The organism is Agarivorans sp. D1326 (assembly GCF_056958115.1).
Genome location: NZ_JBTWEN010000001.1, coordinates 189917 through 213084, shown reverse-complemented (window position 1 = coordinate 213084; position 23168 = coordinate 189917). Strand labels below are relative to the sequence as shown.

The following is a 23168-nucleotide window of genomic DNA, read 5'->3' as shown; positions in this document are numbered from 1 at the left end:
AAATATTCCTTAATTGTTATTCGTTAATTAGTTTGCGCAGAGATACGCGCTTCCATAAGTAATAAACTGAGGGCAGCACTAGCAGGGTTAATACCACCGCTGAGGCCATACCGCCGATCATCGGTGCAGCAATTCTTTGCATTACTTCGGAGCCGGTGCCTTCACCATACATAATCGGAATCAGGCCTATGATCACCGTGGCTACGGTCATCATCACCGGTCGTACGCGCAAACCAGCGCCTTCAACAATGGCTATGCGTAATTGTTGCTTGGTAATAATGCTGTTTTTGGACAAGGTCTCTTCAAGTGATTGATTAAGATAAATCAGCATGATGACGCCAATTTCTACAGCTACCCCAGCTAGAGCGATGAAACCCACGCCAACGGCGATGGAGAAGTTGTAACCCAATAGGTACATGAGCCAAACGCCGCCAATCATCGCTAAGGGCAAGGTGCCTAGGATTAGTAGCACTTCACCCACTCGCCTAAAGGCCATGTACAACAGCAACATGATGATGGCGAGTGTTGCCGGTACCACCACTTTCAAGGTGGCTTCTGCGCGTTCCATGTATTCATATTGCCCTGACCAACTGACTGAATAGCCCGCTGGCAGAGTTAGATGCTCTTGCACGTACTGCTTAGCATCTTGTACGTAGCTGCCTAAGTCACGGCCTTCAATATCAACGAAGATCCAGCCATTAGGGCGTGCGTTTTCGGTCTTAATCATCGGGGGCCCGTCTTCAACGTAAACCGCTGCCACATCACCAAGGGTCAATCGCAGTCCACTTGGCGTGACCACAGGCAATAGTTTCAGTTGCTCTACGCTGTCGCGGTAACGCTGGGGATAGCGTAAGTTGATTGGGTAGCGCTCTAAGCCTTCCACTGTCTCAGACACATTCATCCCGCCAATTGCTGTAGAAACGACGGCTTGCACATCGGCGATGTTGAGGCCATAGCGAGCAGTTGCAATTCGGTCGATATCTACTTTTACATAGCGTCCACCTGCAACACGCTCAGCGTATGCAGAAGCGGTGCCAGGAACTTGGCCAAGGATTTCCTCGATATCTTTACCAATGGTTTCTATTACACTGAGGTCTTCCCCTGATATTTTGATGCCAATAGGCGTTTTGATCCCAGTCGCAAGCATATCGATACGGGTTTTAATCGGCATTACCCAGGCATTGGTCAATCCAGGAAAGTTCACCAAGTTATCAAGCTCTTGGCGCAGTTTGTCGGTGGACATCCCTTCTCGCCATTGCTCTCGAGGCTTAAGCGTAATGAAAGTCTCAATCATAGTAAGAGGTGCCGGATCTGTAGCTGTTTCGGCACGACCGACTTTACCCCATACCCTTTCTACTTCTGGCACTGTCTTGATCAGCTTATTGGTCTGTTGTAAGACTTCTCGCGCCTTGCCTATACTAATCCCAGGATAAGTGGTTGGCATGTACATCAAGTCACCCTCGTCCAATGGCGGGATAAACTCACTACCAATCTTATTTACCGGATAAAAACCTACACCGATTAAGGCGACAGCGATAAGCAATACCAACACTGGCGCTTTTAAGCTGAGGTTGAGTAATGGCTTGTAGCTGGCTATGAGCAGCCTGTTTAATGGATTCTTATGCTCTGCAAGCACCTTGCCGCGAATAAAGTACCCCATAAGTACCGGCACTAACGTAATAGCCAAGCCAGCGGCTGCCGCCATGGCGTAGGTCTTGGTGTAGGCCAAGGGCGAGAACATCTTGCCTTCTTGGCCGTGCAAGGCAAAGACTGGCACGAAGCTGAAGGTAATGATCAACAATGAGAAGAATAAAGCTGGCCCCACCTCTGAAGCCGCTTTGCCAATCACTTCCCACCGATTGGCATCCGTAAGCTCGGTTTTCTCCATGTGCTTGTGCACGTTTTCAATCATTACGATGGCTCCATCAACCATCGCGCCAATGGCGATGGCGATGCCTCCCAACGACATGATGTTGGCGTTGATGCCCTGCCAACTCATCACGATGAAGGCGATAATGATCCCCACGGGCAAACTAACCAATACCACCAGTGAGCTGCGGATATGGAACAGGAAGGCCGCACACACTAAGACCACTACAACAAACTCTTCAATCAATTTGTCTTTGAGGTTTTCTACAGCACGTTCAATCAAGCCAGAGCGGTCATAGGTGGTGACAATTTCTACGCCATCGGGCAGTGAAGTGCTCAAACTGTCTAGCTTGTCTTTAACAGCTGCAATGACCTGTTGGGCATTTTCCCCGTAGCGCATCACCACTACGCCACCGACCACTTCTCCCTCGCCATCAAGCTCTGAGAGTCCTCGGCGCATCTGTGGCCCTATTTGAATATCGGCAACATCACCCAGTAGCAAGGGGGTACCTTGTGGGTTGAGCTTTAATGGTAATTGTTGCAAGTCTTCGATCGAACTGATGTAGCCACTACTGCGTACCATGTACTCGGCTTCACCCATTTCAATCACGCTGGCCCCGGTCTCTTGGTTGCCTTGGGAAATCGCGTTCTTAAGCTGCGGAAGACTCAGTTGATAGGCTCGCAAACGATCGGGATCGATGCTTATCTGATACTGTTTCACCATTCCACCGACCGTTGCTACCTCACTGACACCAGCAACCGTTTGCAGCTCGTATTTCAAGAACCAATCCTGAATACTGCGTAACTGACTAAGGTCATGCTGACCGGTGCGATCGACCAAGACATAGCTAAATACCCAGCCAACCCCAGTAGCATCAGGCCCTAGCGCGGGCTTTGCTGCTGCCGGCAAATTAGGTGCGACTTGCGATAAGTACTCTAGTACCCGCGAACGTGCCCAGTAAATATCGGTACCATCTTCAAAAATGATGTAGACATAGGAATCACCAAAGAAGGAGTAGCCACGCACGGTCTGCGCACCCGGTACTGATAACATGGCGGTGGTCAAGGGATAGGTAACCTGATCTTCAACCACCTGTGGAGCTTGGCCTGGATACGAGGTCTTAATGATGACCTGCACATCTGACAAGTCCGGGATGGCGTCGACGGGCGTATTTTTGATGGCGAAACCACCGTAGACCAAAATAGCGAGCGTCGAGACCAAGACTAAAAAACGATTGTGTATCGACCAACGAATAATACTAGGGATCATTACTGCTCTCCCTCTTCATCATCAAAATCCAGCCAATCTAAATCTTCATCCACTAAGGTGCTTGTATCGATATCCGCATTTTGCTGTGGACGATGCCCCATCTGTGAATGGTCCATACTGCCGTGGTCCATTTGAGAGTGGTCCATGGTGCTGTGATCCATACTGCCGTGGTCCATTTGAGAGTGGTCCATGGAGCTGTGATCCATACTGCTGTGGTCATGACCCATCGCTGATTGCTTCAATGCATCAGGATTCAAGTCACCTGGAACAAGCTTGGAAATGGGAAACTGATTGTCTTGTTTGTTAATGGTAAATTTGAGTTCTCTTCCCGGCACGATCTGCTCGGTAATTTCAGCCTGTTCCAATGGAAAGTCCATCACCATACCTGGCCATTCCCACTCAGGTACGGGTTCATGGGCAATAGTGAGGGTTCCGTCTTTTACCGCCATTACCACACCACTTGCCACTACCGACTCGGTAAGCCGATCTGGGGGGCCAATGCGACTGAAATCAGCGCTCAAGCTAGATTCAGAATCCAACATAAATTGGGCACTGGTCACGATAGTGTCACCACTCATCAAGCCTTCAAGTATTTCCACTTGCCCCTGGCTTTCGCGACCTACTTCAACTCGTACGCTTTGATACTTTCCTGCGCCTCGTTTCATTACTACGCGATCAAAGCGGCCGCCTCTAATCACCGCTTCGCTAGGAATGGTTAATACTTGGCTCGCTTGTGCCGAGGAGACACTGACTCGAGCATACATATTTGGTTTGAGCCGCTCGTCATCATTGGCAAACTCCATGCGAACACGCAGGGTGCGAGTTTGCGGGTCAAGGTTGGGATAGATGTAGTCAATTTGACCTTGCCAGGTTTGTCCGGGGTAGCTATCCACACGCATTTCTACTCGGTCACCCTGCGCCACTAAGCCTGCTTGCGACTCGAATAATTCACCGATTAACCAAATGCTGTCCAAGGCTCCGGCATCAACTAGCGTGGTAGTGGGGGTAATGTAAGCGCCTTCCCTAACACCAAGCTTAGTGATGTAAGCTGAGCTAGGGGCATATAGTTCAATTAGCTGCTCGCTACGACGCTTATTGGTCACGCGCTTAACTTGCTGATCAGACATACCCAGTACATTGAGTCGAGTCTTAGCTGACTCAATCAAACGCTTATTACCCATGTTCAGGGCATTGAGTAAGTCATCTTGGGCCTTAACCAACTCCGGAGAGTAAATAGACATAAGGTATTGGCCTGCATCAACACGCTCGCCCTCTGCTTTTACCGGCAGCTTTTCAACCCAACCTGCAACCCTGCTATTAAGTTGCCACTGGGTATTCTCGTTCAGGTTTAGTGTGCCCACGGTTTCAATGGCCGTGGCGAAACTGTTCAGCTCAACCTTGGCAGTTCTCACACCTAGGTTATTCTCAACACTCGGATCGATGGTGACTAAGCCGGGTTGGCTAGCAGATTGGTTTTCCTCAAAAACTGGGATCAGGTCCATCCCCATAGGAGATTTGCCCGGCTTGTCACGGCGATAGTTAGGGTCCATTGGTGCTACCCAGTAAAGTGGCTCAGCTTCTCCCGAGGTATTGAGGTCTGCGTGGCTACCCGCACTATGCTGGTGCTGTATCAAACTATTTGCGAAGTAACCTCCGCCCAAGCCAAGGGCTAGAAATAGACTGCTTAATACAAATTTATTCATTCGGTTCTACTCCTACAGGGCCTGAAAATAACGGACTTGGGCAAGGGATTGGTACTGCTGGGTTTGTAACTGTTCAAACTCCAACTGCAAGGCAGTTTCATCCATGAAAGCCTTGACCACTAGATCAAAGCTCACTGTATTAGATTGATAACCTTGGATAGCGGCTTGGGTATTAGCTTGGGCTTGTGGCAACAAAGTTTGCTGATAGCGAGCTAAGCGCAGGTTAAGGTTTTGTACCTGTGCAACCTGACCATTGAGCCTACCATTCATGTTTTTTAGCACTAGGTCGCGCTCTGCTTGCTTCACACCCTTGCCACGTGTAGCTGAAATAACCGCCTGGTCTTGACGTTTATCGGTGAACAATGGGACGTCCATAGACAAAAAACCAGAAACCAAATCGGGACGAGCACTCCCATCCATATCACGACTGTTTCGATGGCCATATCCGACTTCGACTTTAAAGGCGGGCTTGTAGGCCTCATTTGCGATTTCGATTTGTTTTTCAGCCTCGTCAATGGCGGCTTGTTTCACCAACACCAGAGGGTGCTGCGACAGCAGTGTGTAGTGTTCGGTATTGGCTTGCTCTACATAATTAGCGGTGGCATCCCATTGCGGAAGTGCGCTATCAAATGGTTGATAAGCCTGAGCGCCAAGCCACGTTGCTAGCTGTCCTCGATAGGCTTGTTCTTGCTGGGAAAAGGCCGCGATCTGCTCATCAAACTTACTTAGTTGTAGTTCTGCTTGGAACAGGTCTTGGCTTTGCTTGTAGCCCAATTCAAACTGGCCACGCACGTGCTCGACATTGCGAGCGAACAATTGCTTGTTTTCGGCTAAAAGATGTTGTGCCGTATTAGCGAAACGCACACTTAACCACATTTGTCGGATTTGCTGGCTAAGTTCCAAGCGACGCTCAGCAGCTTGATAGCCAGTTTGCTGCTCCAATATTTGGTAACGCTGGCCGCTTAGCTCACGGGTATTGCCTCGGCTAAACTCTTGGGCAAGCCCAACACTCAGCTGAGTCATAGGGTCTTGGTCAAATTTGAAGCTATCAGTGGGTAGGTTCGCGAGACCTAACCTGATCATAGGGTCCTTTAGCTGACCACTCTGCACTCCCATGGCAGCAATTTGTTGTTGTCGCTGAGCATATAAATTCTCAGAGGGATCGCTACTAAGCGCTAGCTCTACTGCACGTTCAATATTTAAAGGGGCGGCTATCACCGTGGCACTTGTTGATAGCGCAACGACAAGCACAACCTCTTTGCAAGAGGGAATAAACATATTTCTTCCTTACTGTTGATTTAAAAAATAGTTAACTAAATCAAACAGTAAGAGGGGGTCTGAAGGGTAGTTCCTGTAAAGACGGGTGGAGATTAAAAGTGTAAAAACTGGTCGCTGCACTTTGTGGCTGCGGTATGAAGTGTAGGCTGGAAGATATGAATGCAGGCGTTGCAGCACACAATGACAACTGACAATCTAACTTACATAAGTCATCCAGCTTAGATTTATTCTCATTGTCAGGAATATTGCCATCATTATGGCAATCCATAGTCATCTGCATTATTTCTTGATCGGCACTATGTTTTTGCGCATGCGAAGAATGCTCCGAAGCGCTAGAAACGCCGGATACCATTTGTAAGCAAAACACAAAGATCAAAAACAAAGCTTTCATATCATCGTGATAGTAAGTCAAAGGCGAAGATTACTGCAAGCAATTTTAGCAACAGCGAGAAATTAGTTTAAAAACAAGTCTTAATAATCTACTTCGGAGGACATGCGTTCTAACCAGTCAAACTAGATAAGGGCCGTCGAATTAATTGCTGATGGAGTCTCATTCTAGATTCTACTAGAAATAGCCAGGCCCCAAATTTCTGGTGAACAGCACTAACTCACTATGGGGCAGCAATGAGTTGGGTTACAAACTTAGAATGGTTCATTTAAGCCAAAATGACCAAACACCTTTGCCTGTCGACAATAGAGTTGGTGTGCAGCTGGCAATTTAGCTTTGAGTAAAGGTAATTGTTACAAATAAAAAGCTAAGCACTTTGTGCTTAGCTTTTTTGTTTATCTACCTAAAAGAGGAGGGCTTAAAGCCTGTTGTTTTTGTTGGAGGCTAAAAGCAAAAAGGCAGTGTTTAGGCCAACACCCTAAACACTGCAAAAGAAGGAATGGTCAGTTCCTTGTTGCTACAGGTCTTACTAAGACTCGGTTTCTACAGCTTGGCTAAGAGGTGGCTTCTTATTGCTGGTGTTTGCTTTAATAAGCAGTACACCCACCGCAAGAATAATGGCACCACAAAGGATGAACACTAAACGGTCACCAAGGCTGTTTGGAAGAACAACTAACAACATTACAAAGGCACCCGCTGCTGCGATTAATTTGCCTAACATGCTACGTTGTTTGTTATCTAACACTTCTTGTTCGGCAGATTCGTTAACTAATGGCGTGTGCAAGTTGTTGAAGAATTTGTCTACGTCTTTTGAACGCTCTTCACTCAAACCTTTGTAGAACAGTTGAGACATTACAAAGAAGCCGCCAGTTAAAGTAATGTGACCGATTAGGGCAATTGCTACTTTAAGATCTTTCCATTCGCGGTTAGTAAGCTCTTGTTCTAAGCCAAACAAGTCTTGAATATGTTGAGGTCCGATTACAAAACCTACGATGTAAGACACACCAGCACCAACAAGTAGGGTGCCCCAGCCAGCCCAATCAGGCGTTTTCTTGATAAAGAAGCCTAGGAAAGCAGGAATCGTCATTGGGAAACCTAGCATTGCACCAGCAAACATCATCGCATCAAATAAACTCAAACCTTTTAATGAGTTAATGAATAGGGCGAAGAGAATAATAAGAATACCAAATACCGTAGAGGTGATTTTAGATACTGCTACTAGTTCTTTTTCTGAAGCATGTGGGCGTAGTACTGGTTCGTAGAAGTTTTTAACAAAGATACCAGAGTTACGGTTTAGGCCAGAGTCCATAGAGCTCATGGTGGCAGCAAACATTGCGGCAATAAGCAGACCCACCATACCGGCTGGCATGTATAGTTCAACAAAGGCTAGGTAAGCGGCATCAGCGGCTTTACTGCCCATTTCTGGGTGCATAGCGGCTAAGTCAACGCCTTGACCGGCTAAGAACCATGGTGGAATAAACCAGATAACAGGACCTAAGGTCATTAAACAACAAGCTAGTAATGCAGCTTTTTTGGCGTTCTTTGAATCTTTAGCCGCAAGGTAGCGGTAAGAGTTAAGCATGTTATTGGTAATGCTAAACTGCTTAACAAAGATGAAGAATGCCCAAATAGTTAAGATGCTTACGTAGTTAAGGTTGTCACCGATAACAAAGTCACGAGGGAATTCATCTAGAATATTACCAACACCACCAGAGTGAATAATGGCAACAATACAACAGGTTACGGTTACTGCCATAATCACAACCATTTGCATAAAGTCGGATGCAATAACAGCCCAAGAGCCACCGGTAACAGACATAATTAGAACGACAAGACCGGTTAATACAATGGTCCAGGTCATATCAAAACCAAAAATACCAGAAGCAATAATGGCTAAGCCGTTTAACCAGATACCTGCAGATACCACACTGTTAGGCATACCCGACCAAGTAAATACTTGTTCGTTATACTTACCAAAACGCATGCGAATTGCTTGAATAACCGTTACTACGCGTAGTTGGCGGAACTTAGGCGCGAAGTAGGCGTAGTTCATGAAGTAACCAAAGGCATTGGCTACGAAGATAATGGCAACGGCAAGACCGTCGTTATAGGCTTTACCTGCTGCGCCGGTAAAAGTCCAAGCGCTAAATTGGGTCATAAAGGCGGTTGCACCTACCATCCACCAGAGCATTTTACCGCCCCCACGAAAGTAGTCGCTGGTATTATTGGTAAATGTTCTGAACATCCAGCCAATGGCGATCAAAAAGCAAAAGTAAATGAGTACAATCAGGACGTTTAAATCCATTTCTGTTATTCCTCTTCCATAGTAGATGCGCTTACCTTAACAAGCACTATGGCATTATTGTATGACATATAGGTCTAACTGCGATTCCGATCTCACTTTTATATGTAATCCAGTTGAAAACGTTATCTGGATCCCATCAAATTACTCTCAAATGATAGTTCGAATATTAGGGGAGGGGATTTCGAATAAACGAAATGTAACAAAATACCAATTTGGTGGCTGCAATCTACCTCACAATTTGTAATACATTTGTTGTTCGATAAATAGTCAGGTGTCGGTAATTAGCGACAGTTTTTGACTGTTTTTAGCCTAGGGTGTATTGAAAAAAGTACAGTAATATCAAAACACTATCGTTATTCGGGTAGTGTAAATTTTTAAATCTGTTAACGTAGGCATACATTAGTCGGGCAGCATCGAAATTGCTGCACTAAATTAATATGAATGGATGAATTCATAGGATAGTAAAAAGGACACCTATGGCTAACGAATTTGCAATGATTGAAGGCGCTTCGCGCAGTTTACACTTACAAGTAGCAAGGGAGATTGCCAAAAGTATTTTGTCTGGCGCGCTTCCTCAAGACAGTATTATTCCATCGGAGATGGAATTGTGTGAACAATTCGGCGTAAGCAGAACTGCTTTGCGTGAAGCAATTAAGCACTTAAGCTCTAAAGGCTTGCTGGAATCTCGCCCTAAAATTGGTACACGAGTTAAAAGTCGTGAACATTGGAATATGTTAGATTCTCAACTGTTAAGTTGGATGTCAGGTGTGGGCGAAACAAGTGATACACTCACCGAGTTTTTAGCCTTGCGTCGTGCTATTGAGCCAGAAGCTGCCGCGTTAGCTGCTATTAATGCCAGTGCTGAACAGCGGATGAAATTGTCTGAGTATTATCAGCGTATGGTCGAGATCGCCAAGAGTGAAGACCAAAGTGAATGGGTAGAAACAGATCTGCAGTTTCACCGCACAGTATACTTAGCCACTGGCAACAGCTTTTATATTCCTTTTGCTAATGTATTGCAGGTAATGTTCATTGGATTTTTCCAGCATTCGTCAAAAGATGGTGGAACTTGTATGTCAGAGCATACTGCTATTTACCAAGCAATTATGGCTGGCGATCCAGAAAAGGCCCGCGAAGCAAACTTGGCATTGCTAAATAATAGCAACCACCGATTGCCAGAAGAAAATGTAGCTTAAGGTCAAATAATCTAAAAAAAGCCTCGCAGTGCGAGGCTTTTTTGTGCCTATCGATAAATTTCATGTATTACAAAAGAAAAGGTTTTTTAGGTGGAGTTAGAGTTGAATGCCTAATCACCCACTTGTTTTTCGCTTAACCCATCCTGTCTATTTAGCCATTTTTTAGCGCCTATATTTCGCAGTTTTTGCTGGCCATTTATTTACAACTTTCCGTTTAAATTTGAGATTTTATATAAACTACTGAATAAGTTGGTTATTTATCCGATTGGGTAGGTTTGATTCACTTTGCGATGTGGGGTTTTGTAGTACTTTTACCGGTGTCTGTATTCAAGCCTTTTTGCTTAGGTAACTTACCTAAGGTTCCAGTGTGTAACTCTGTTAGAACGGTCAACTTCGGTAACTTGTCGTTATTCAAGGCGGCATAGAGCTGCGCAAACGATAAGAGGTGAAAAGATGAATCAACTATTTAATTTAGACGGTAAAGTAGCGGTAATTACCGGTGGCACTTCTGGTATTGGTGCAGCAGCAGCCGAGCGTATGGCAAAAGCGGGTGCAACTGTAGTGATTGCCGGGCGAAAAAATGCTATCGAATTTGCTGAACGCATTGGCGGCATTTTTGTAAAAACTGATGTATCTGATGAGAACTCCGTGCGCAACTTAATGGCTGTCGCCAATGATTTATGCGGGAAAATCGACATCGTTGTTAATTGCGCTGGGGTTAATCGCGGCTACAACACATTGCTTGAGTCTGAAAAAGAAGACTTTGATTTCAATTTTAATGTGAACACCATGGGTGTGGTATATGGCATTAAACACGCCACACAATATATGGGCCAGGGCGGCAGCATTGTAAATGTTGCGTCTGCTGCGGGTGTGCAAGGCGTACCTTACTTAGCCCCTTATGTAAGTTCTAAGTGGGCGGTATTGGGGATAACTAAAACCGCAGCCTTGGAATTAGGTGAGCAAAATATTCGAGTGAATGCCATTTGCCCAACTTCGGTGGATACACCAATGGCGCGAGCCGAAGGTGGTGAACCTCAACTACGCATGGAGCATAAAGCGGTGCCATTGGGTCGTATTGCCGAGCCGGAAGAGGTTGCTGCCATTATTCATTTTTTGGCCGCTCCCGACTGTGCCTTTGTTAACGGACAAACGATAGGGGTAGATGGTGGCTTTACCGCGGGTATGAGTATTAATGCTTATAACAGCCTAGCTGCAGAGTAGTGCAGCGTTAAGGCTTGGCGCAGTGATTCGCGCTGTTAAGTTACATAAACCGCTAAGTGTTTGGTGAACAATAATTCCTGCCTGTTATTGTTTTGACGCTTAGTTTGGCAAGTTGCCACCGGTAATACAGAGTATTACCGGTTTTTTTGTTTACGCTGCGGTGTTGTTAGTGCCGCCGTTATCGGTAAATGTGGCTTTAGCTGCCAGTATGCGAGTTACCGTTGTAATGCTGCATAAAGCGGCAAATATAAATGCCAACTTAGCGAAGTGCTGTGGGAACAAACAAAATAGTACAAAGGTGGCGATAGTTTCTGTTCCTTCCGTTAAGCCACCTAAATAATACAAAGACTTATGCGGATACACGGTGTTATCAATGTTGCGCTTAGCGGCCATAATCGCAAAGGTTAAGAAGCTTGAACCGGTGCCCATAAAGGTCCAAATAAGTACATTGGCCGCAACGGCATTTTGCTCGGGAGCTGCTAGCGCAAAACCTAACACAATGCCGGAGTAAAAAATAAAATCGCAAACAATGTCGAGGTAGCCGCCAAAATCACTGCAACCTTGTCGGCGCGCTAATGCACCGTCTAAGCCATCAAAAGTCCGGTTGAGTAAAATAAGCGCCAAGGCAACATGGTATTGCTGAAAAGCGAGAAAAGGGATGGCGCTTAAACCAATAAAAAAACCAATAAGGGTAATTTGATTGGCGCTTAAACCGGCATTATCGAGTTGTTTAGCGCTGTAATCTAATGGTGCTTTTATAATTTTTATGGCGTAACGGTCTAACATTGTTGTCCTATTTGCTGTTGTTTATCTATCGCATGCTTAGCGAAAGTCTCGCGAGCGTACCGATAAATCGGCGAGTAACCACGAACAGTCTTCAAGCTTCCCTGCAATAATATGTATCACTTCATCGCAGCGTTCTAATCGTCCGTGTACTTTTAGAAGACGAGAAGAAATAAGAGCTTGGCGCTGCGCTTTAGCCGTTGCTGACCAGACTATCACATTGCTGTTGCCCGTTTCATCTTCTAAGGTGACGAAGGTGACATCGGCTGAAGATCCTGGCCGTTGCCGACCCACCACTAAACCTGCCACCTTAACTAACTGACCGTGTTTACAGTGATGCAATTGCGCTTGTGAGTAACAATTTTTTAATGCTTGGTGTTCACGTAATAAATGCAGTGGATGTCGCCGTAAACTAACCCGCGTTGCGCGGTAGTCTTGGCGAATATCTTCTATTTCACTAGGTGCAGTTAAGTTTACCGGTGCTTCTTTGGGCATAGCAAATAGTGGTAAGGGGGCCTCGGTACCGCTCATTTGCCAGCGGGTTTGGTGGCGATGCCCAGCTAAACAGGCAAAAGCGTCGGCAGTGGCTAAAGACTCTAAGCTGGTTTTGTCGAGTTGCTGGGTTAATTCACTGAGTTGCCTAAAACCTTGGCTCGGTCGATTTGCTAATAAGCGAGCAAACTTTTGTTTGTTTAGTCCTTTTACTTGTTTTAACCCTAATCTAATTGCGCCCTTCGGATCTTGGCTGTAGTCGAGGCTATGTTCCCAATCGCTTTGGTTAATGTCGATGGGCAGAATACTCACTCCGTGGCGTTGTATATCTTGAATTAATTGGCTGGGGCTATAAAAGCCCATGGGTTGGCTATTAAGTAGTGCACAGCAAAATGCAGCAGGCTCATGGCATTTAAGCCAAGACGAAATGTAAACCAGTAAGGCGAAACTGGCTGAATGAGACTCGGGAAAGCCGTATTCACCAAAACCTTGAATTTGCGAAAACAAACGCTCAGCAAATGCGGCAGGGTAGCCGCGCTGTTGCATGCCGTTGATGAGTTTATCGCGAAAGTAGGCTAGCTTGCCGTTGCGCTTCCAAGTGGCCATAGCGCGACGCAGTTGGTCTGCTTCGCCGCCACTAAATCCTGCTGCTACCATGGCTAACTTAATTACTTGTTCTTGAAAAATTGGCACGCCAAGGGTGCGCGCTAATACGGCTTCTACTTCTGGGCTAGGGTAATCTACCGGTTCTTCGCCATTACGTCGGCGCAAGTAAGGGTGCACCATATCGCCTTGAATTGGGCCGGGGCGAACAATCGCCACTTCTATCACTAGATCATAATAGTTTCGTGGTTTTAGCCGCGGCAACATGCTCATTTGTGCTCGTGACTCAACCTGGAAAATGCCCACACTGTCGCCTTTGCATAACATGTCGTAAGTGGCGCTATCATCTTGTGGAATATCGCTAAGGCTAATGGTGCGTTGTTCTCGTTGGCTTAAGCTGGCAAGGCAGCGGCGAATGGCGCTTAACATTCCCAAAGCCAGTACATCCACTTTCATTAAATGTAGTGCTTCTAAGTCATCTTTATCCCACTGGATGATAGTGCGATCGGCCATGGCGGCATTTTCTATGGGGACTAAGTCACACAGCTTGTCTTGGGCAATAACAAAACCGCCCACATGTTGTGACAAGTGACGAGGAAAGCCGCGTAGTTGTTCCACTAGTTCAGCAAAATTACGTGCATTAGCTTCTGGTAATAGGCTAGCCTGAACAATTTTTTGGCTGGTTGAGTTACTGCCATCACGCCAATCAATATTGTGGTTAAGGCCATGTAGTATATGCGCAGGAATAGCTAAGGCTTTACCTATTTCGTTAATTGCACTGCGGGTGCGGTAGGTGACAATACTGGCAGCTAAAGCAGCGCGCTCACGGCCGTATTTTTGATAGATGTATTGAATGACTTCTTCGCGGCGCTGGTGTTCAAAATCGACATCGATATCTGGTGGTTCATTACGTTCTTTAGAAATAAAACGCTCAAATAGTAAGCCCACTTGGCTGGGGTTAACTTCGGTAATATGTAAGCAATAACACACCACTGAGTTGGCGGCAGAGCCTCGCCCTTGGCAGAGAATGTTTTGCTGCCGTGCGTAGGCCACAATATCGTAAATAGTGAGAAAGTAGTGTTCGTAATTTAGCTCGCTAATTAAGCTCAACTCATGTTCGATTTGCGCTCGTAGTTCAGCAGAAAGCTGCTCACCAAAACGCTGTTGTATGCCTGTTTCAACAAGTTCTCGCAGATATTGCTGAGCGCTGTAACCCGCCGGTACATTGTCTTTAGGATATTGGTAGCGGATCTCATTAAGACTAAAACAACATTGCGCAGCAAGTTGAGTGCTAAGGGCTAATTCGTCACTAGAGTAGCGCTGTTGCAAATGAGGCCACTGTAATAGGCGACGTTCGGCATTACTGCTTAATAAAAAACCGGCTTGCTGCACTGTGCTGTGTTGGCGAATGGCATCAAGAATGTCGGCTAAGCGCTTTCTATTAGCCAAGTGCATGCGTGGGTTAATGGATGCAAGGCAGGGCATTGCGTGTTGTTTGGCTAATTGCCTGTAACTGTTTAGCACTTTAGTGGGTTGAGATAAGTCGTTATGTAACAGTAAATAGAGTCTTTGAGACAATTGTTGCTGTAGTTGCTTAAGGTGTATTGCTTGTAGGGCAGGAGTGGCTTTAACCAAGAGTAAGCATTGGTTAAGTCGTTGATCAAATTGTTGTAGTGTGACTTGATAACTGCCTTTTTTACTGTGCTTTCTTGCTTGGGTAATAAAGCGACAAAGTTGCTGATAACCTTTAAGATTTTTAGCCAGAACCACCAATTGGCATTGTTCATCGGTGGTGAACTGGCTACCTACAATAAGCTTAATGGCCAATGGTTCGGCGGCTTGGTGGGCTCGAACAACTCCACTTAATGAGCATTCATCAGTAATGGCAATGGCTTGATAGCCGTAACGTTGAGCTTGCTCTACCATTTCTTCTGGGTGTGAAGCGCCGTATAAAAAACTAAAGTTACTCTGGGCATTAAGCTCGGCAAAAAGAGTGTTATTCATTAGGCAAACCAGCCGTGCAGGTACCACTGTTGTTTTTCTTGGCATACCCAAGCCAGGCCTTGATTGGGACTTTGCGCCATGTAGTAATCTCGGTTAATGCTTTGTTCATCCCACCACCCGCTAGCGATGCGTTCGGGCTCAGAGAGTAGGGTGTAATGTTCAATATTGATGGGTTTTAGCTGCGGCAGTAACCAGCAGGGGCGAGTAAACTGTTTAGGGTAATTAAGTGTCTCATGCTGAGACAAAGGCTGGTATTGGCTGGCAAATTCGGGGCGAAAATCTGCTTGGCAGCTTAAGCGGCTAATTGCTTGCTCGCCCAAGCGCACACTTAATTGGTCAAACAGCAAGCTATCACCAATGGGTTGCTGTTGTTCAAACAAACCGGTGATTTGGTGACCAAGGGGATAAAGAGCTTGGCAATCTAAGCTAAATTCAATCACCGCAGCTGCTAGGCGAGTAGATTCCAACTTTAAACGAAATAGTGCTAGCCAATCTTGGCTGGTTTGTAATAAACGAGCACTTTTTAAGATAATTTGTTCGCTGGGTTTATCTCTAAAGTTTAAATGCAGTACCAATATATTGCTGCAAAGCTGGTGTTGTCTTAACCACTGCTGAAAATGTTGGCAAGCCTGTTTCAGTGAAAACATTAAACCTTGAATTGTGTTGGTTTCGGCTAACAAAGGAAAACGTTGTTGGTAATGGGCTTGTGCTGTGATGAAGCGCAGTGGAGTCGTTAATCGCCCATTAGCTTGATCGAGTAACGCTAGGCTGTCTTCGCCTAAACGTTTACGCAGCTCTGGCCGAGGCAAACCATTAAGTTGTTTAATGGTATATAAGCCCATCGCTTGTAAAGCCGTGATTTGGTGAGAGGGTAAGTCACTAAAGTTCAGTGGTAAATCGGCTAGCTGAGTAATTCCCGATCCTGCTTGCTTGATATCTTGTGAGCGAGCTAACCAGCGGGCAGCTATCGCGCTATGGGCATGGGCAATACGAAAGCTAAGCTGTTGTTGCTGATAGTGTTGTACCAACTTAGATATATGCTGCTCTGGTTTAGGGTAAATGGTATGCATACCGGCACCACTTATATATAAGCCATTGTCGGGATGAGTAGCGACTTGAGCGCAATAGTGCAAAGCCTGTTGAGCTAAACCCATAAAGTAAGCATCGCAAGATAAATCGCTTTGTTGGTATAAGCAGAGCTGAGGTGCTAGCTGATAAGCCGTATTGAGTGAGCAGCCTAAATACACCCCCAAATTATGTGCAACTTGGTTTAACTGAATAATTTGCTTGTTGTGGTGTATTGCCAAGGCTTGTTGGCTGGGGTGCTCGCGTTGTAGTAGGTCCAACGCGAGCTGGGGAAAATCAAGGTAAATCCAATACATGTTGCACTTGCATAAAAGGCATCGGCATTAATTAAGTCGTGGAATGTGTTGCTCATAGAGCGGGGCGCCGCCACGACGTTTTAGCAGATGGTAGTTAATGTGTTCTGGTGACTTGCTAGGGTGCAAGGCCATTCTTACGCTGGCGCTAGAGCTTTGCTGTTGTTGCTGTAGCGGTCTAAATAAATAACTTAAGCAATCTCCTTGTTCTGCTGCTAACTGCAAGCGGCGGCTGGCTTTTAAATCTAAGCCGTCTAACCAGCCTAATACTGCGCTACAAGAGCCACTTTTTAATGCTTGCTCAATGGTCCACAGGGCATCGCTACACTGCTCAGGTCGAATAACAATGACTTTACTAATATCTACGCCGTGCTGTTGTAGTGCAGGGGCATTAGGCATAAATGGCGGTGCAACCCAAATAATCCAGCGCGATTGTTGACTAAGCTTAGCTAGAGCAGGAAGCAATAATTGTAACTCGCCAATGCCATGTTTTTCGTACAGCACCTCGGTGATGCCGCCCTGTGGCCAACCATGGTTAGGTAGTTGTTGGTCGAGTTGTGCAAAGCCACTTGAATGAACGTCAAGATGACTGTGTTGCCATTGGCTGCCTTGCCATACCTTGTTGCTTTGTAGCAGTTGTTCAATTTGTTGTGCCATTGTTCGCTCCATGCTCTAAGTCAATGTCGAAGTTTAACTGTTTTTTTATACAGTGTATGGATATACAGTATTCTTTGTTTGGAGATTTTGCAAATGTTTTTTTGCTTTATATGTATGACAATTAAACTGATGTGCTAGTAATTTTTCGTAAATACTTGCAAAATAACATTGAAGACTGAAAAGGTTTTCATAGGAAGCGTGCTAATAAATAGGGATTAAAATGATAACTCTTGGTGAATACATAATAGAAAAACAACACCAGTTTCCCGATGCCACAGGGGAGCTTACTCAGCTATTAGGGGCTATTCGTTTAGCCGCTAAAGTAGTTAACCGTGAGATCAACAAAGCAGGGTTAGTTGATATTATCGGCGCTACTGGCGTAGAAAATGTGCAAGGAGAAGTGCAACAAAAATTAGATTTATATGCGAACGAGAAATTTAAAGCTGCGCTTGAAGCGCGTGGTGAGGTATGTGGCGTAGCCTCAGAAGAAGAAGATGAGTTTGTTAGTTTTGACAGTGCTCGTTCTATCGACAGTAAATACGTTGTGCTAATGGATCCTTTAGACGGTTCCTCAAATATTGACGTAAATGTGTCGGTTGGGACCATTTTCTCAATTTATAAGCGTATCAGCCCTTGTGGTGCGCCAGCAGTATTAGAGGACTTTTTGCAACCGGGTCATCGCCAAGTTGCTGCAGGATATGTGGTATATGGTTCATCGACGATGCTGGTATATACCACTGGTCATGGGGTACATGGTTTTACCTGTGATCCATCGTTAGGGGTGTTTTACCTTTCTCATGAGAATATGACCATTCCTGATGACGGGGTAATTTACTCAATCAATGAAGGTAATTACCTTAAGTTTCCAACTGGGGTTAAGAAGTACTTAAAGTACTGCCAAGAAATTGAACCAGAAACCAATCGACCTTATACCTCGCGTTACATTGGATCTTTAGTGTCTGATTTTCACCGCAACTTGCTAAAAGGCGGAATTTACATCTACCCCTCAACGGCCTCTGCACCTAAAGGGAAGTTACGTTTATTGTATGAATGTAATCCGATGGCCTTTTTGATTGAGCAGGCAGGGGGCAAGGCCAGTGATGGCTTTACTCGTATTATGGATATTGAACCAGAAGAGCTGCATCAGCGGGTTCCCTTCTTTTGTGGCAGTAAACATATGGTTGAAACCGTTGAAGAGATGATGCGAGAGTATTCATCTGAAGAACAGTAAAACTAGCTCTTAATATTGTTTGCCCTGGTGAGCCAATCATCAGGGCAAACAAAGATACGCTTTTCCTGCTGCTTAGCTTGCTCTGGTAAGTAAAGTTGTACAGGGCCTCGTGAAACATCTACTACATTACCTGCTTTGCTTAGTGGATAAGCGTTAGGGCTAAGCCATTGCTGCTTAGCTAATATATACCACCCTTGAGCTTGCATTGCCTGCCATTGAGTTAGGCTATACCAATGCAAATTTTGTGGAGTGGGGAGGCTATCATTGCCCAATTTAAACAAATACCCGGGCAACACAATGCGCTGTTTAAAAGAGTAGTTAGCATAGTTTTGGGCTAATGCTTGGATTTGTGGGTGTTTACCTAAAGGGATTTGCTTGAGCAGTAATTTACTGAGCTTATTGCTTAGTCTGTCTTGTTGATTGGGCCCCAAGTAATCAGAAGCGCAAGGTGAAGCATTGCGTGCTAGGTAAAACTTCACCGCTAGCTCCCAGTGCTCTATTTGTTGCTGCTGATGGTTTACCAGCAAAAAATCGATAGCGCCTTGGGTACGCCCATGTTGTTGCACAGCGACATTATCGGCGAGTAACTGCCATTCTGGGTGTGCTCCAATTAAGCCCCGCCACAATTGCTCAAAATATAAACCTAAGCGAGAGTTAGCCTGTGGCTCAGCTATATGGGGTAAATGCTCCTTAAGCGTCCATTGCCACTGTTGTTGCCAGGTAGAGTCAACCATAAAAGGCAGGGCATGAGGCAGCAAAGCAGGCGCGTTTAAACACCAGTGCAGATCATTTTCCCATGCTTTTTTATTCACAAATGTTGCTTTTTTGTTACTAATTTACACTTATTTAAAGATTTTGCTTTTTATTTCGACTGTTTTACCGGTTTTTGTAGTTTTATTACCAAATGTTAGCTACTATTTAGTGGTCTAACCAGTTGAGGTGTTCGAAATGAGTAAGCAATTTTCTACCAGCATTATCATCGTTCGTCGTATCGCACTATTTTTAGTGGGTTTGGTTTCTTTCCCTTTTGTTGCCCTTGCCGGCCTAAGAGCGCCTTTCTATAGCGCATTGCACCGCCAGTGGATTAAGCGCAATGATCGTCCAAGTTGGATGCAGCAAGCTGACAAAATTAACCAGTTTGTTTTGTTCTAATCTATAAGGCTTGTTTAAAGCTGGGTCTGCTACTTACAATGTGCCAAACCATTGTGAGTTAATGTAATGAAAAATACCCGATTAGAAAACATATTAAACCAGCACTTAGAAAGCTTTAAGTTTAAAGACTACTGTCCCAATGGCTTACAAGTAGAAGGTCGTGCAGAGGTTAAGCGAGTTGTTACTGGTGTTACAGCTTGCCAAGCCTTAATTGACCAAGCTATTGAGCATAAAGCCGACGCTATCTTGGTTCATCACGGCTTCTTTTGGAAAAACGAAGCGGCAGTGGTTACCGGTATGAAGCGTCGTCGCCTGCAAGCGCTGTTAAACCACGATATTAACCTTTATGGCTATCACTTACCCTTAGATGTACATCCTGAACTTGGTAATAATGCACAGCTCGCTAAGCGCCTTGGCATTACTTTGAAGCGAGGTCTGGAAGCGTGGGATCCGCGTAGTGTAGCCATGGTAGGTAAGTTAGAAGAGCCACTTTCCGGTGAAGAGTTTGCCAAACGTATCGAGCAGGTGCTGCAGCGTAAACCTTTACATATCGCTAATGGCCATAGCATTCAAAAAGTAGGTATTTGCACTGGTGGTGGTCAATCCTACCTTGGTTTGGCAGCTGAGCAGGGCTTAGATGCATTTATTAGTGGCGAAATCTCTGAAAACACCGTACACACTGCGCGTGAGATGGGCATTGATTACTTTGCCGCTGGCCACCACGCTACCGAACGTTATGGCGCGCAGGCACTAGGGGAGTGGTTGGCAGAAACTCACGACCTAGATGTTACCTTTATTGATGTAGATAATCCGGTATAAGCCTAAAAAGATATTGCGAATGATAATGGTTCGCAATATAATTGCTTTATTGTGATTGATGAGGTGAAGCAATGTTTGTATGTTTATGCCACGGCATTACTGATAAGCAAATTAAAGAAGCAGTACAACAGGGCTGTGAAAACTTAGCTGATGTACGCAAAAAGAATGGCGTTGCTTCTGAGTGTGGAAAATGTGCCAGAATGGCAAAAACCATCATTGATAAAGAATTATCTATTACACCTAAGTACTACGAAGTAGCCTAGTAAGCATTTGCTTAGGCTACTTAATCCGCTTCATCGCGGTGAATTAACAAATCAAATCCTTTATCCCGCCAATATTGAATAAGCTCAGGCTGCACGCCTAATATCGCTAACGACACCTGTTTCTCTAAACAGCGCTGCTTTATGGTTTGCCAATATCCACGATTGTCATTATTTACGTTGAGCAAAATCCACATATCCAAAGAAATCACTAGCACATCAATTAAGTCCAACACTGTGGGATTGTTTATTAGTTGAGCCACTAAGTTGGGTTGCCAAGCTAGTTGTACGTTTTGTTGTTTAATACGCACTAAGCTGGTTAGATTTTCCATGGGCAGCTCAGGGCTAAACACCAACATCATTTCTGAGTAATGATCGGCTATTTGCGTTAGCGTCAAATTACGGTGATTCAGCTCTTGCTTAAAGTGGTGCCAATATACTGCATTAACAGGGGCATTAAATTGCTCGTCTTGTTCAATGCTTGTTGGCCAATCCCAGTAGCCAACTAAGCTGTTGTCTGTCGTTGCATGAATCAGATACTGGCTATGTTTAGTGGCATGACTAAGCTGATTTAACTTGTGGCGATATAAGCGGAAAAATTGACGGCTCAAGTAGCCTATTTGGGTTTTGAATTGCCCAACCGTGATCGACGTATATAGATTTAAACCGTAATGCTTCGCCAGCAAAATTATGCTGTTTTTCAGTTTAGATTGCTCTTGAAAAACCAGTATTAAGCCAGGGCGGTGCAAGATAGCCGCAAGACGCTCTATGGTATCAATGATATGTGGATCATCATCATATACTGCCAGCATCACTAAGTTAGCCTGTTGGAGTTGCTGAGCAATACCTTGCTGCTGCGGCTGCCAATACTCACAAAAGCTAAAACCTAACTCTTGCACTTGTTGCCGCAATGGTTCGGTAGGTCGAGGGTTATATAAGTAAACGAACTTATTGTTAGCCCATTGTTGGTACTGTTGGTTAATGCTGTCGCCCCAATGAGCGAACTGTTCATCTAACTCCTGCTGGCTATAGCAGTAGATAAAATCGGGTAAGTCAAATGACATTGCGGGCATTTCACCTATCAAAAATACCGAAATCTGCGATTGCTCTTCAAGTAAATCAGCGAGTAAAGCTAGCTGCTCACTATTCAATTTGGCACAGTTTAAAACAATCGCGTCAAATTCATTGGATTGCTGAAGCTGCAGCTGTAATTCATCAACTTGTTGGACAGAAATGTGTTCAATGGGGGAGGTGTTACAAATAGGCGTTTGTTGAAACCACAATACTCGAAGTAATTTTGAAGAGGCAGGGGCTGAGCTTGGCGCTAATAGAAGCGCCAATTCTTCGTCATTTAAAGCAAATGACCCTGCCGTCATTACTAGTAAGTCACCTTAACATTTGCCGCTACTTGCTTGGCGTTATCTACGGCTTGCTCAATGCTGTCGCTACGATTTAAGGCTACCCCTAAACGGCGCTGACCATTAATGTCTGGTTTAGAGAACAAACGCAGTTGGCTATCGCTAGTATCTAAAGCTTCGGCTAAGCCACTAAAACGAATGTCTTGGGATTTGCCATCGCCCATGATCACAGCTGAAGCGCTAGCACCAAATTGATGGATTTGCTTGATAGGCAAACCAAGAATGGCTTTAGCATGTAAGGCGAACTCAGATAAGTCTTGTGAAATTAGGGTTACCATGCCGGTATCATGCGGGCGTGGTGACACTTCGCTAAAGAACACCTCGTCGCCTTTAATAAATAGCTCAACGCCGAACAAACCATAACCACCCAGTTCGCTAACAATCTTACGAGCTACCTCTTGTGATTTCGCTAATGCAAGCTCTGACATCGCTTGTGGCTGCCATGATTCGCGGTAATCGCCATCTTGTTGGCGGTGACCAATTGGCGCACAAAAATGAATACCGTCTACTGCACTTACTGTAAGCAAGGTTATCTCGTAATCAAAATCCACAAAGCCCTCTACAATAATGCGACCCGCACCAGCCCGGCCACCTTCTTGCGAGTAATCCCACGCAGCGGTAACTTGGTTGCTATTACGTAAGGTTGATTGTCCTTTACCAGAAGAACTCATCACTGGTTTGAGTACACATGGTAAACCTACGTTTGCTACGGCTTGTTGGCACTCTTCTAAGCTATCGGCAAATTGATATGCAGAGGTAGGCAAACATAGTGTTTCGGCAGCTAAGCGACGAATGCCTTCGCGATTCATGGTGAGTTGGGTAGCACGCGCAGTTGGCGTTACCGCATACCCTTGTTGCTCTAACTCAACCAAAGCGTCGGTGGCAATGGCTTCTATCTCGGGAACAATATGCTGTGGTTGTTCTTTAAGAATTAGGGCTTTTAGCGCCTCTCCATCTAGCATATCTATAACATAACTGCGATGCGCAACGTGCATCGCTGGAGCGTTGGGGTAACGGTCTACCGCAATAATTTCAACGCCATAACGTTGTAATTCAATGGCAACCTCTTTGCCAAGTTCGCCTGCTCCGAGCAATAACACTTTAGTTCCAGAAACGCTTAGCGCAGTTCCTAACATT

Annotated in this window: 17 protein-coding genes; 6 read left to right on the top strand and 11 right to left on the bottom strand. The window is 45.2% G+C overall.

Annotation, left to right across the window (positions count from 1 at the left end):
- Window positions 1-16: 16 nt before the first annotated feature.
- The 4 genes from ACYFDN_RS00900 to ACYFDN_RS00885 all read right to left on the bottom strand — a co-directional run bounded on the left by ACYFDN_RS00900 (window position 17) and on the right by ACYFDN_RS00885 (window position 8813).
- Window positions 17-3139: an efflux RND transporter permease subunit gene (locus ACYFDN_RS00900; protein ID WP_483509698.1), complete on the bottom strand. Its 3123-nt coding sequence runs from the start codon at window positions 3137-3139 to the stop codon at window positions 17-19.
- Window positions 3139-4842 carry an efflux RND transporter periplasmic adaptor subunit gene (locus ACYFDN_RS00895; protein ID WP_483509697.1) on the bottom strand — a complete coding sequence of 568 codons (1704 nt, stop codon included), beginning with the start codon at window positions 4840-4842 and terminating at the stop codon, window positions 3139-3141. Before ACYFDN_RS00895 ends, ACYFDN_RS00900 begins: the two co-directional genes overlap by 1 nt.
- A gap of 12 nt (window positions 4843-4854) precedes the next feature.
- Window positions 4855-6120 (bottom strand): TolC family protein, encoded by a 1266-nt coding sequence (locus ACYFDN_RS00890; RefSeq protein WP_483509696.1) that lies wholly within the window; start codon window positions 6118-6120, stop codon window positions 4855-4857.
- Window positions 6121-7037: 917 nt separating this feature from the next.
- Window positions 7038-8813: a sodium:solute symporter family protein gene (locus ACYFDN_RS00885; RefSeq protein ID WP_016403663.1), complete on the bottom strand. Its 1776-nt coding sequence runs from the start codon at window positions 8811-8813 to the stop codon at window positions 7038-7040.
- A gap of 476 nt (window positions 8814-9289) precedes the next feature.
- Between ACYFDN_RS00885 and ACYFDN_RS00880 the strand changes: the two genes are divergently transcribed.
- Window positions 9290-10009 (top strand): FadR/GntR family transcriptional regulator, encoded by a 720-nt coding sequence (locus tag ACYFDN_RS00880; RefSeq protein WP_152780902.1) that lies wholly within the window; start codon window positions 9290-9292, stop codon window positions 10007-10009.
- Between the two features lie 453 nt (window positions 10010-10462).
- Complete coding sequence (locus ACYFDN_RS00875; RefSeq protein WP_483509695.1) at window positions 10463-11233, top strand: SDR family NAD(P)-dependent oxidoreductase; 771 nt, start codon at window positions 10463-10465, stop codon at window positions 11231-11233.
- A gap of 150 nt (window positions 11234-11383) precedes the next feature.
- Here the strand turns inward: ACYFDN_RS00875 and ACYFDN_RS00870 are convergent, their stop codons facing one another.
- From ACYFDN_RS00870 to imuA, 4 genes are read right to left on the bottom strand one after another with little or no spacing between them, the layout of a single operon-like run.
- On the bottom strand, window positions 11384-12019 hold the full coding sequence (locus ACYFDN_RS00870) for a CDP-alcohol phosphatidyltransferase family protein (RefSeq protein WP_472591117.1): 636 nt from the start codon (window positions 12017-12019) through the stop codon (window positions 11384-11386).
- 36 nt (window positions 12020-12055) lie between these two features.
- Window positions 12056-15115: an error-prone DNA polymerase gene (locus ACYFDN_RS00865; protein WP_483509694.1), complete on the bottom strand. Its 3060-nt coding sequence runs from the start codon at window positions 15113-15115 to the stop codon at window positions 12056-12058.
- Entirely contained in the window at window positions 15115-16497 is a 1383-nt protein-coding gene (locus tag ACYFDN_RS00860; protein WP_483509693.1) for a Y-family DNA polymerase, read from the bottom strand. Before ACYFDN_RS00860 ends, ACYFDN_RS00865 begins: the two co-directional genes overlap by 1 nt.
- A 27-nt stretch (window positions 16498-16524) precedes the next feature.
- Window positions 16525-17151: a translesion DNA synthesis-associated protein ImuA gene (gene imuA / locus ACYFDN_RS00855; protein ID WP_016401899.1), complete on the bottom strand. Its 627-nt coding sequence runs from the start codon at window positions 17149-17151 to the stop codon at window positions 16525-16527.
- Window positions 17152-17371: 220 nt separating this feature from the next.
- Here imuA and fbp point away from each other — a divergent pair, with 220 nt between their 5' ends.
- A complete protein-coding gene (fbp, locus tag ACYFDN_RS00850) occupies window positions 17372-18382 on the top strand; it encodes a class 1 fructose-bisphosphatase (protein WP_016401898.1) in 1011 nt (336 codons plus the stop codon).
- A gap of 2 nt (window positions 18383-18384) precedes the next feature.
- On the opposite strand, the gene ACYFDN_RS00845 is transcribed toward fbp, so the two are convergent.
- Window positions 18385-19194 carry a DUF1853 family protein gene (locus ACYFDN_RS00845; RefSeq protein WP_483509692.1) on the bottom strand — a complete coding sequence of 270 codons (810 nt, stop codon included), beginning with the start codon at window positions 19192-19194 and terminating at the stop codon, window positions 18385-18387.
- A gap of 136 nt (window positions 19195-19330) precedes the next feature.
- On the opposite strand from ACYFDN_RS00845, the gene ACYFDN_RS00840 reads away from it, so the two are divergent.
- The 3 genes from ACYFDN_RS00840 (at window position 19331) to ACYFDN_RS00830 (ending at window position 20616) form a co-directional block, all read left to right on the top strand.
- Window positions 19331-19534 (top strand): DUF2517 family protein, encoded by a 204-nt coding sequence (locus ACYFDN_RS00840; protein WP_016401896.1) that lies wholly within the window; start codon window positions 19331-19333, stop codon window positions 19532-19534.
- Window positions 19535-19600: 66 nt separating this feature from the next.
- Window positions 19601-20353, top strand: a complete 753-nt coding sequence (locus ACYFDN_RS00835; protein WP_016401895.1) for a Nif3-like dinuclear metal center hexameric protein — start codon at window positions 19601-19603, stop codon at window positions 20351-20353.
- 71 nt (window positions 20354-20424) lie between these two features.
- Window positions 20425-20616, top strand: coding sequence for a bacterioferritin-associated ferredoxin (locus tag ACYFDN_RS00830; RefSeq protein WP_016401894.1), 192 nt, complete (start codon window positions 20425-20427; stop codon window positions 20614-20616).
- A gap of 20 nt (window positions 20617-20636) precedes the next feature.
- On the opposite strand, the gene ACYFDN_RS00825 is transcribed toward ACYFDN_RS00830, so the two are convergent.
- The gene (locus tag ACYFDN_RS00825) at window positions 20637-21989 is read right to left on the bottom strand and encodes a hypothetical protein (protein WP_016401893.1); all 1353 of its coding nucleotides are present in this window, start codon (window positions 21987-21989) and stop codon (window positions 20637-20639) included.
- 2 nt (window positions 21990-21991) lie between these two features.
- Window positions 21992-23167 carry a formate-dependent phosphoribosylglycinamide formyltransferase gene (gene purT / locus ACYFDN_RS00820; protein WP_483509691.1) on the bottom strand — a complete coding sequence of 392 codons (1176 nt, stop codon included), beginning with the start codon at window positions 23165-23167 and terminating at the stop codon, window positions 21992-21994.
- Between the last annotated feature and the right edge of the window lies 1 nt (window position 23168).

Excerpts from the sequence above, each read along its gene's own strand:
- ACYFDN_RS00835 (WP_016401895.1), top strand. The coding sequence starts at position 19,601 with ATGAAAAATACCCGATTAGAAAACATATTAAACCAGCACTTAGAAAGC.
- ACYFDN_RS00880 (WP_152780902.1), top strand. The coding sequence starts at position 9,290 with ATGGCTAACGAATTTGCAATGATTGAAGGCGCTTCGCGCAGTTTACAC.
- ACYFDN_RS00840 (WP_016401896.1), top strand. The coding sequence starts at position 19,331 with ATGAGTAAGCAATTTTCTACCAGCATTATCATCGTTCGTCGTATCGCA.
- ACYFDN_RS00870 (WP_472591117.1), bottom strand. The coding sequence starts at position 12,019 with ATGTTAGACCGTTACGCCATAAAAATTATAAAAGCACCATTAGATTAC.
- ACYFDN_RS00895 (WP_483509697.1), bottom strand. The coding sequence starts at position 4,842 with ATGAATAAATTTGTATTAAGCAGTCTATTTCTAGCCCTTGGCTTGGGC.
- ACYFDN_RS00875 (WP_483509695.1), top strand. The coding sequence starts at position 10,463 with ATGAATCAACTATTTAATTTAGACGGTAAAGTAGCGGTAATTACCGGT.
- ACYFDN_RS00885 (WP_016403663.1), bottom strand. The coding sequence starts at position 8,813 with ATGGATTTAAACGTCCTGATTGTACTCATTTACTTTTGCTTTTTGATC.
- imuA (WP_016401899.1), bottom strand. The coding sequence starts at position 17,151 with ATGGCACAACAAATTGAACAACTGCTACAAAGCAACAAGGTATGGCAA.
- purT (WP_483509691.1), bottom strand. The coding sequence starts at position 23,167 with ATGTTAGGAACTGCGCTAAGCGTTTCTGGAACTAAAGTGTTATTGCTC.
- ACYFDN_RS00865 (WP_483509694.1), bottom strand. The coding sequence starts at position 15,115 with ATGAATAACACTCTTTTTGCCGAGCTTAATGCCCAGAGTAACTTTAGT.
- ACYFDN_RS00900 (WP_483509698.1), bottom strand. The coding sequence starts at position 3,139 with ATGATCCCTAGTATTATTCGTTGGTCGATACACAATCGTTTTTTAGTC.
- ACYFDN_RS00890 (WP_483509696.1), bottom strand. The coding sequence starts at position 6,120 with ATGTTTATTCCCTCTTGCAAAGAGGTTGTGCTTGTCGTTGCGCTATCA.
- ACYFDN_RS00830 (WP_016401894.1), top strand. The coding sequence starts at position 20,425 with ATGTTTGTATGTTTATGCCACGGCATTACTGATAAGCAAATTAAAGAA.
- ACYFDN_RS00860 (WP_483509693.1), bottom strand. The coding sequence starts at position 16,497 with ATGTATTGGATTTACCTTGATTTTCCCCAGCTCGCGTTGGACCTACTA.
- fbp (WP_016401898.1), top strand. The coding sequence starts at position 17,372 with ATGATAACTCTTGGTGAATACATAATAGAAAAACAACACCAGTTTCCC.
- ACYFDN_RS00825 (WP_016401893.1), bottom strand. The coding sequence starts at position 21,989 with ATGACGGCAGGGTCATTTGCTTTAAATGACGAAGAATTGGCGCTTCTA.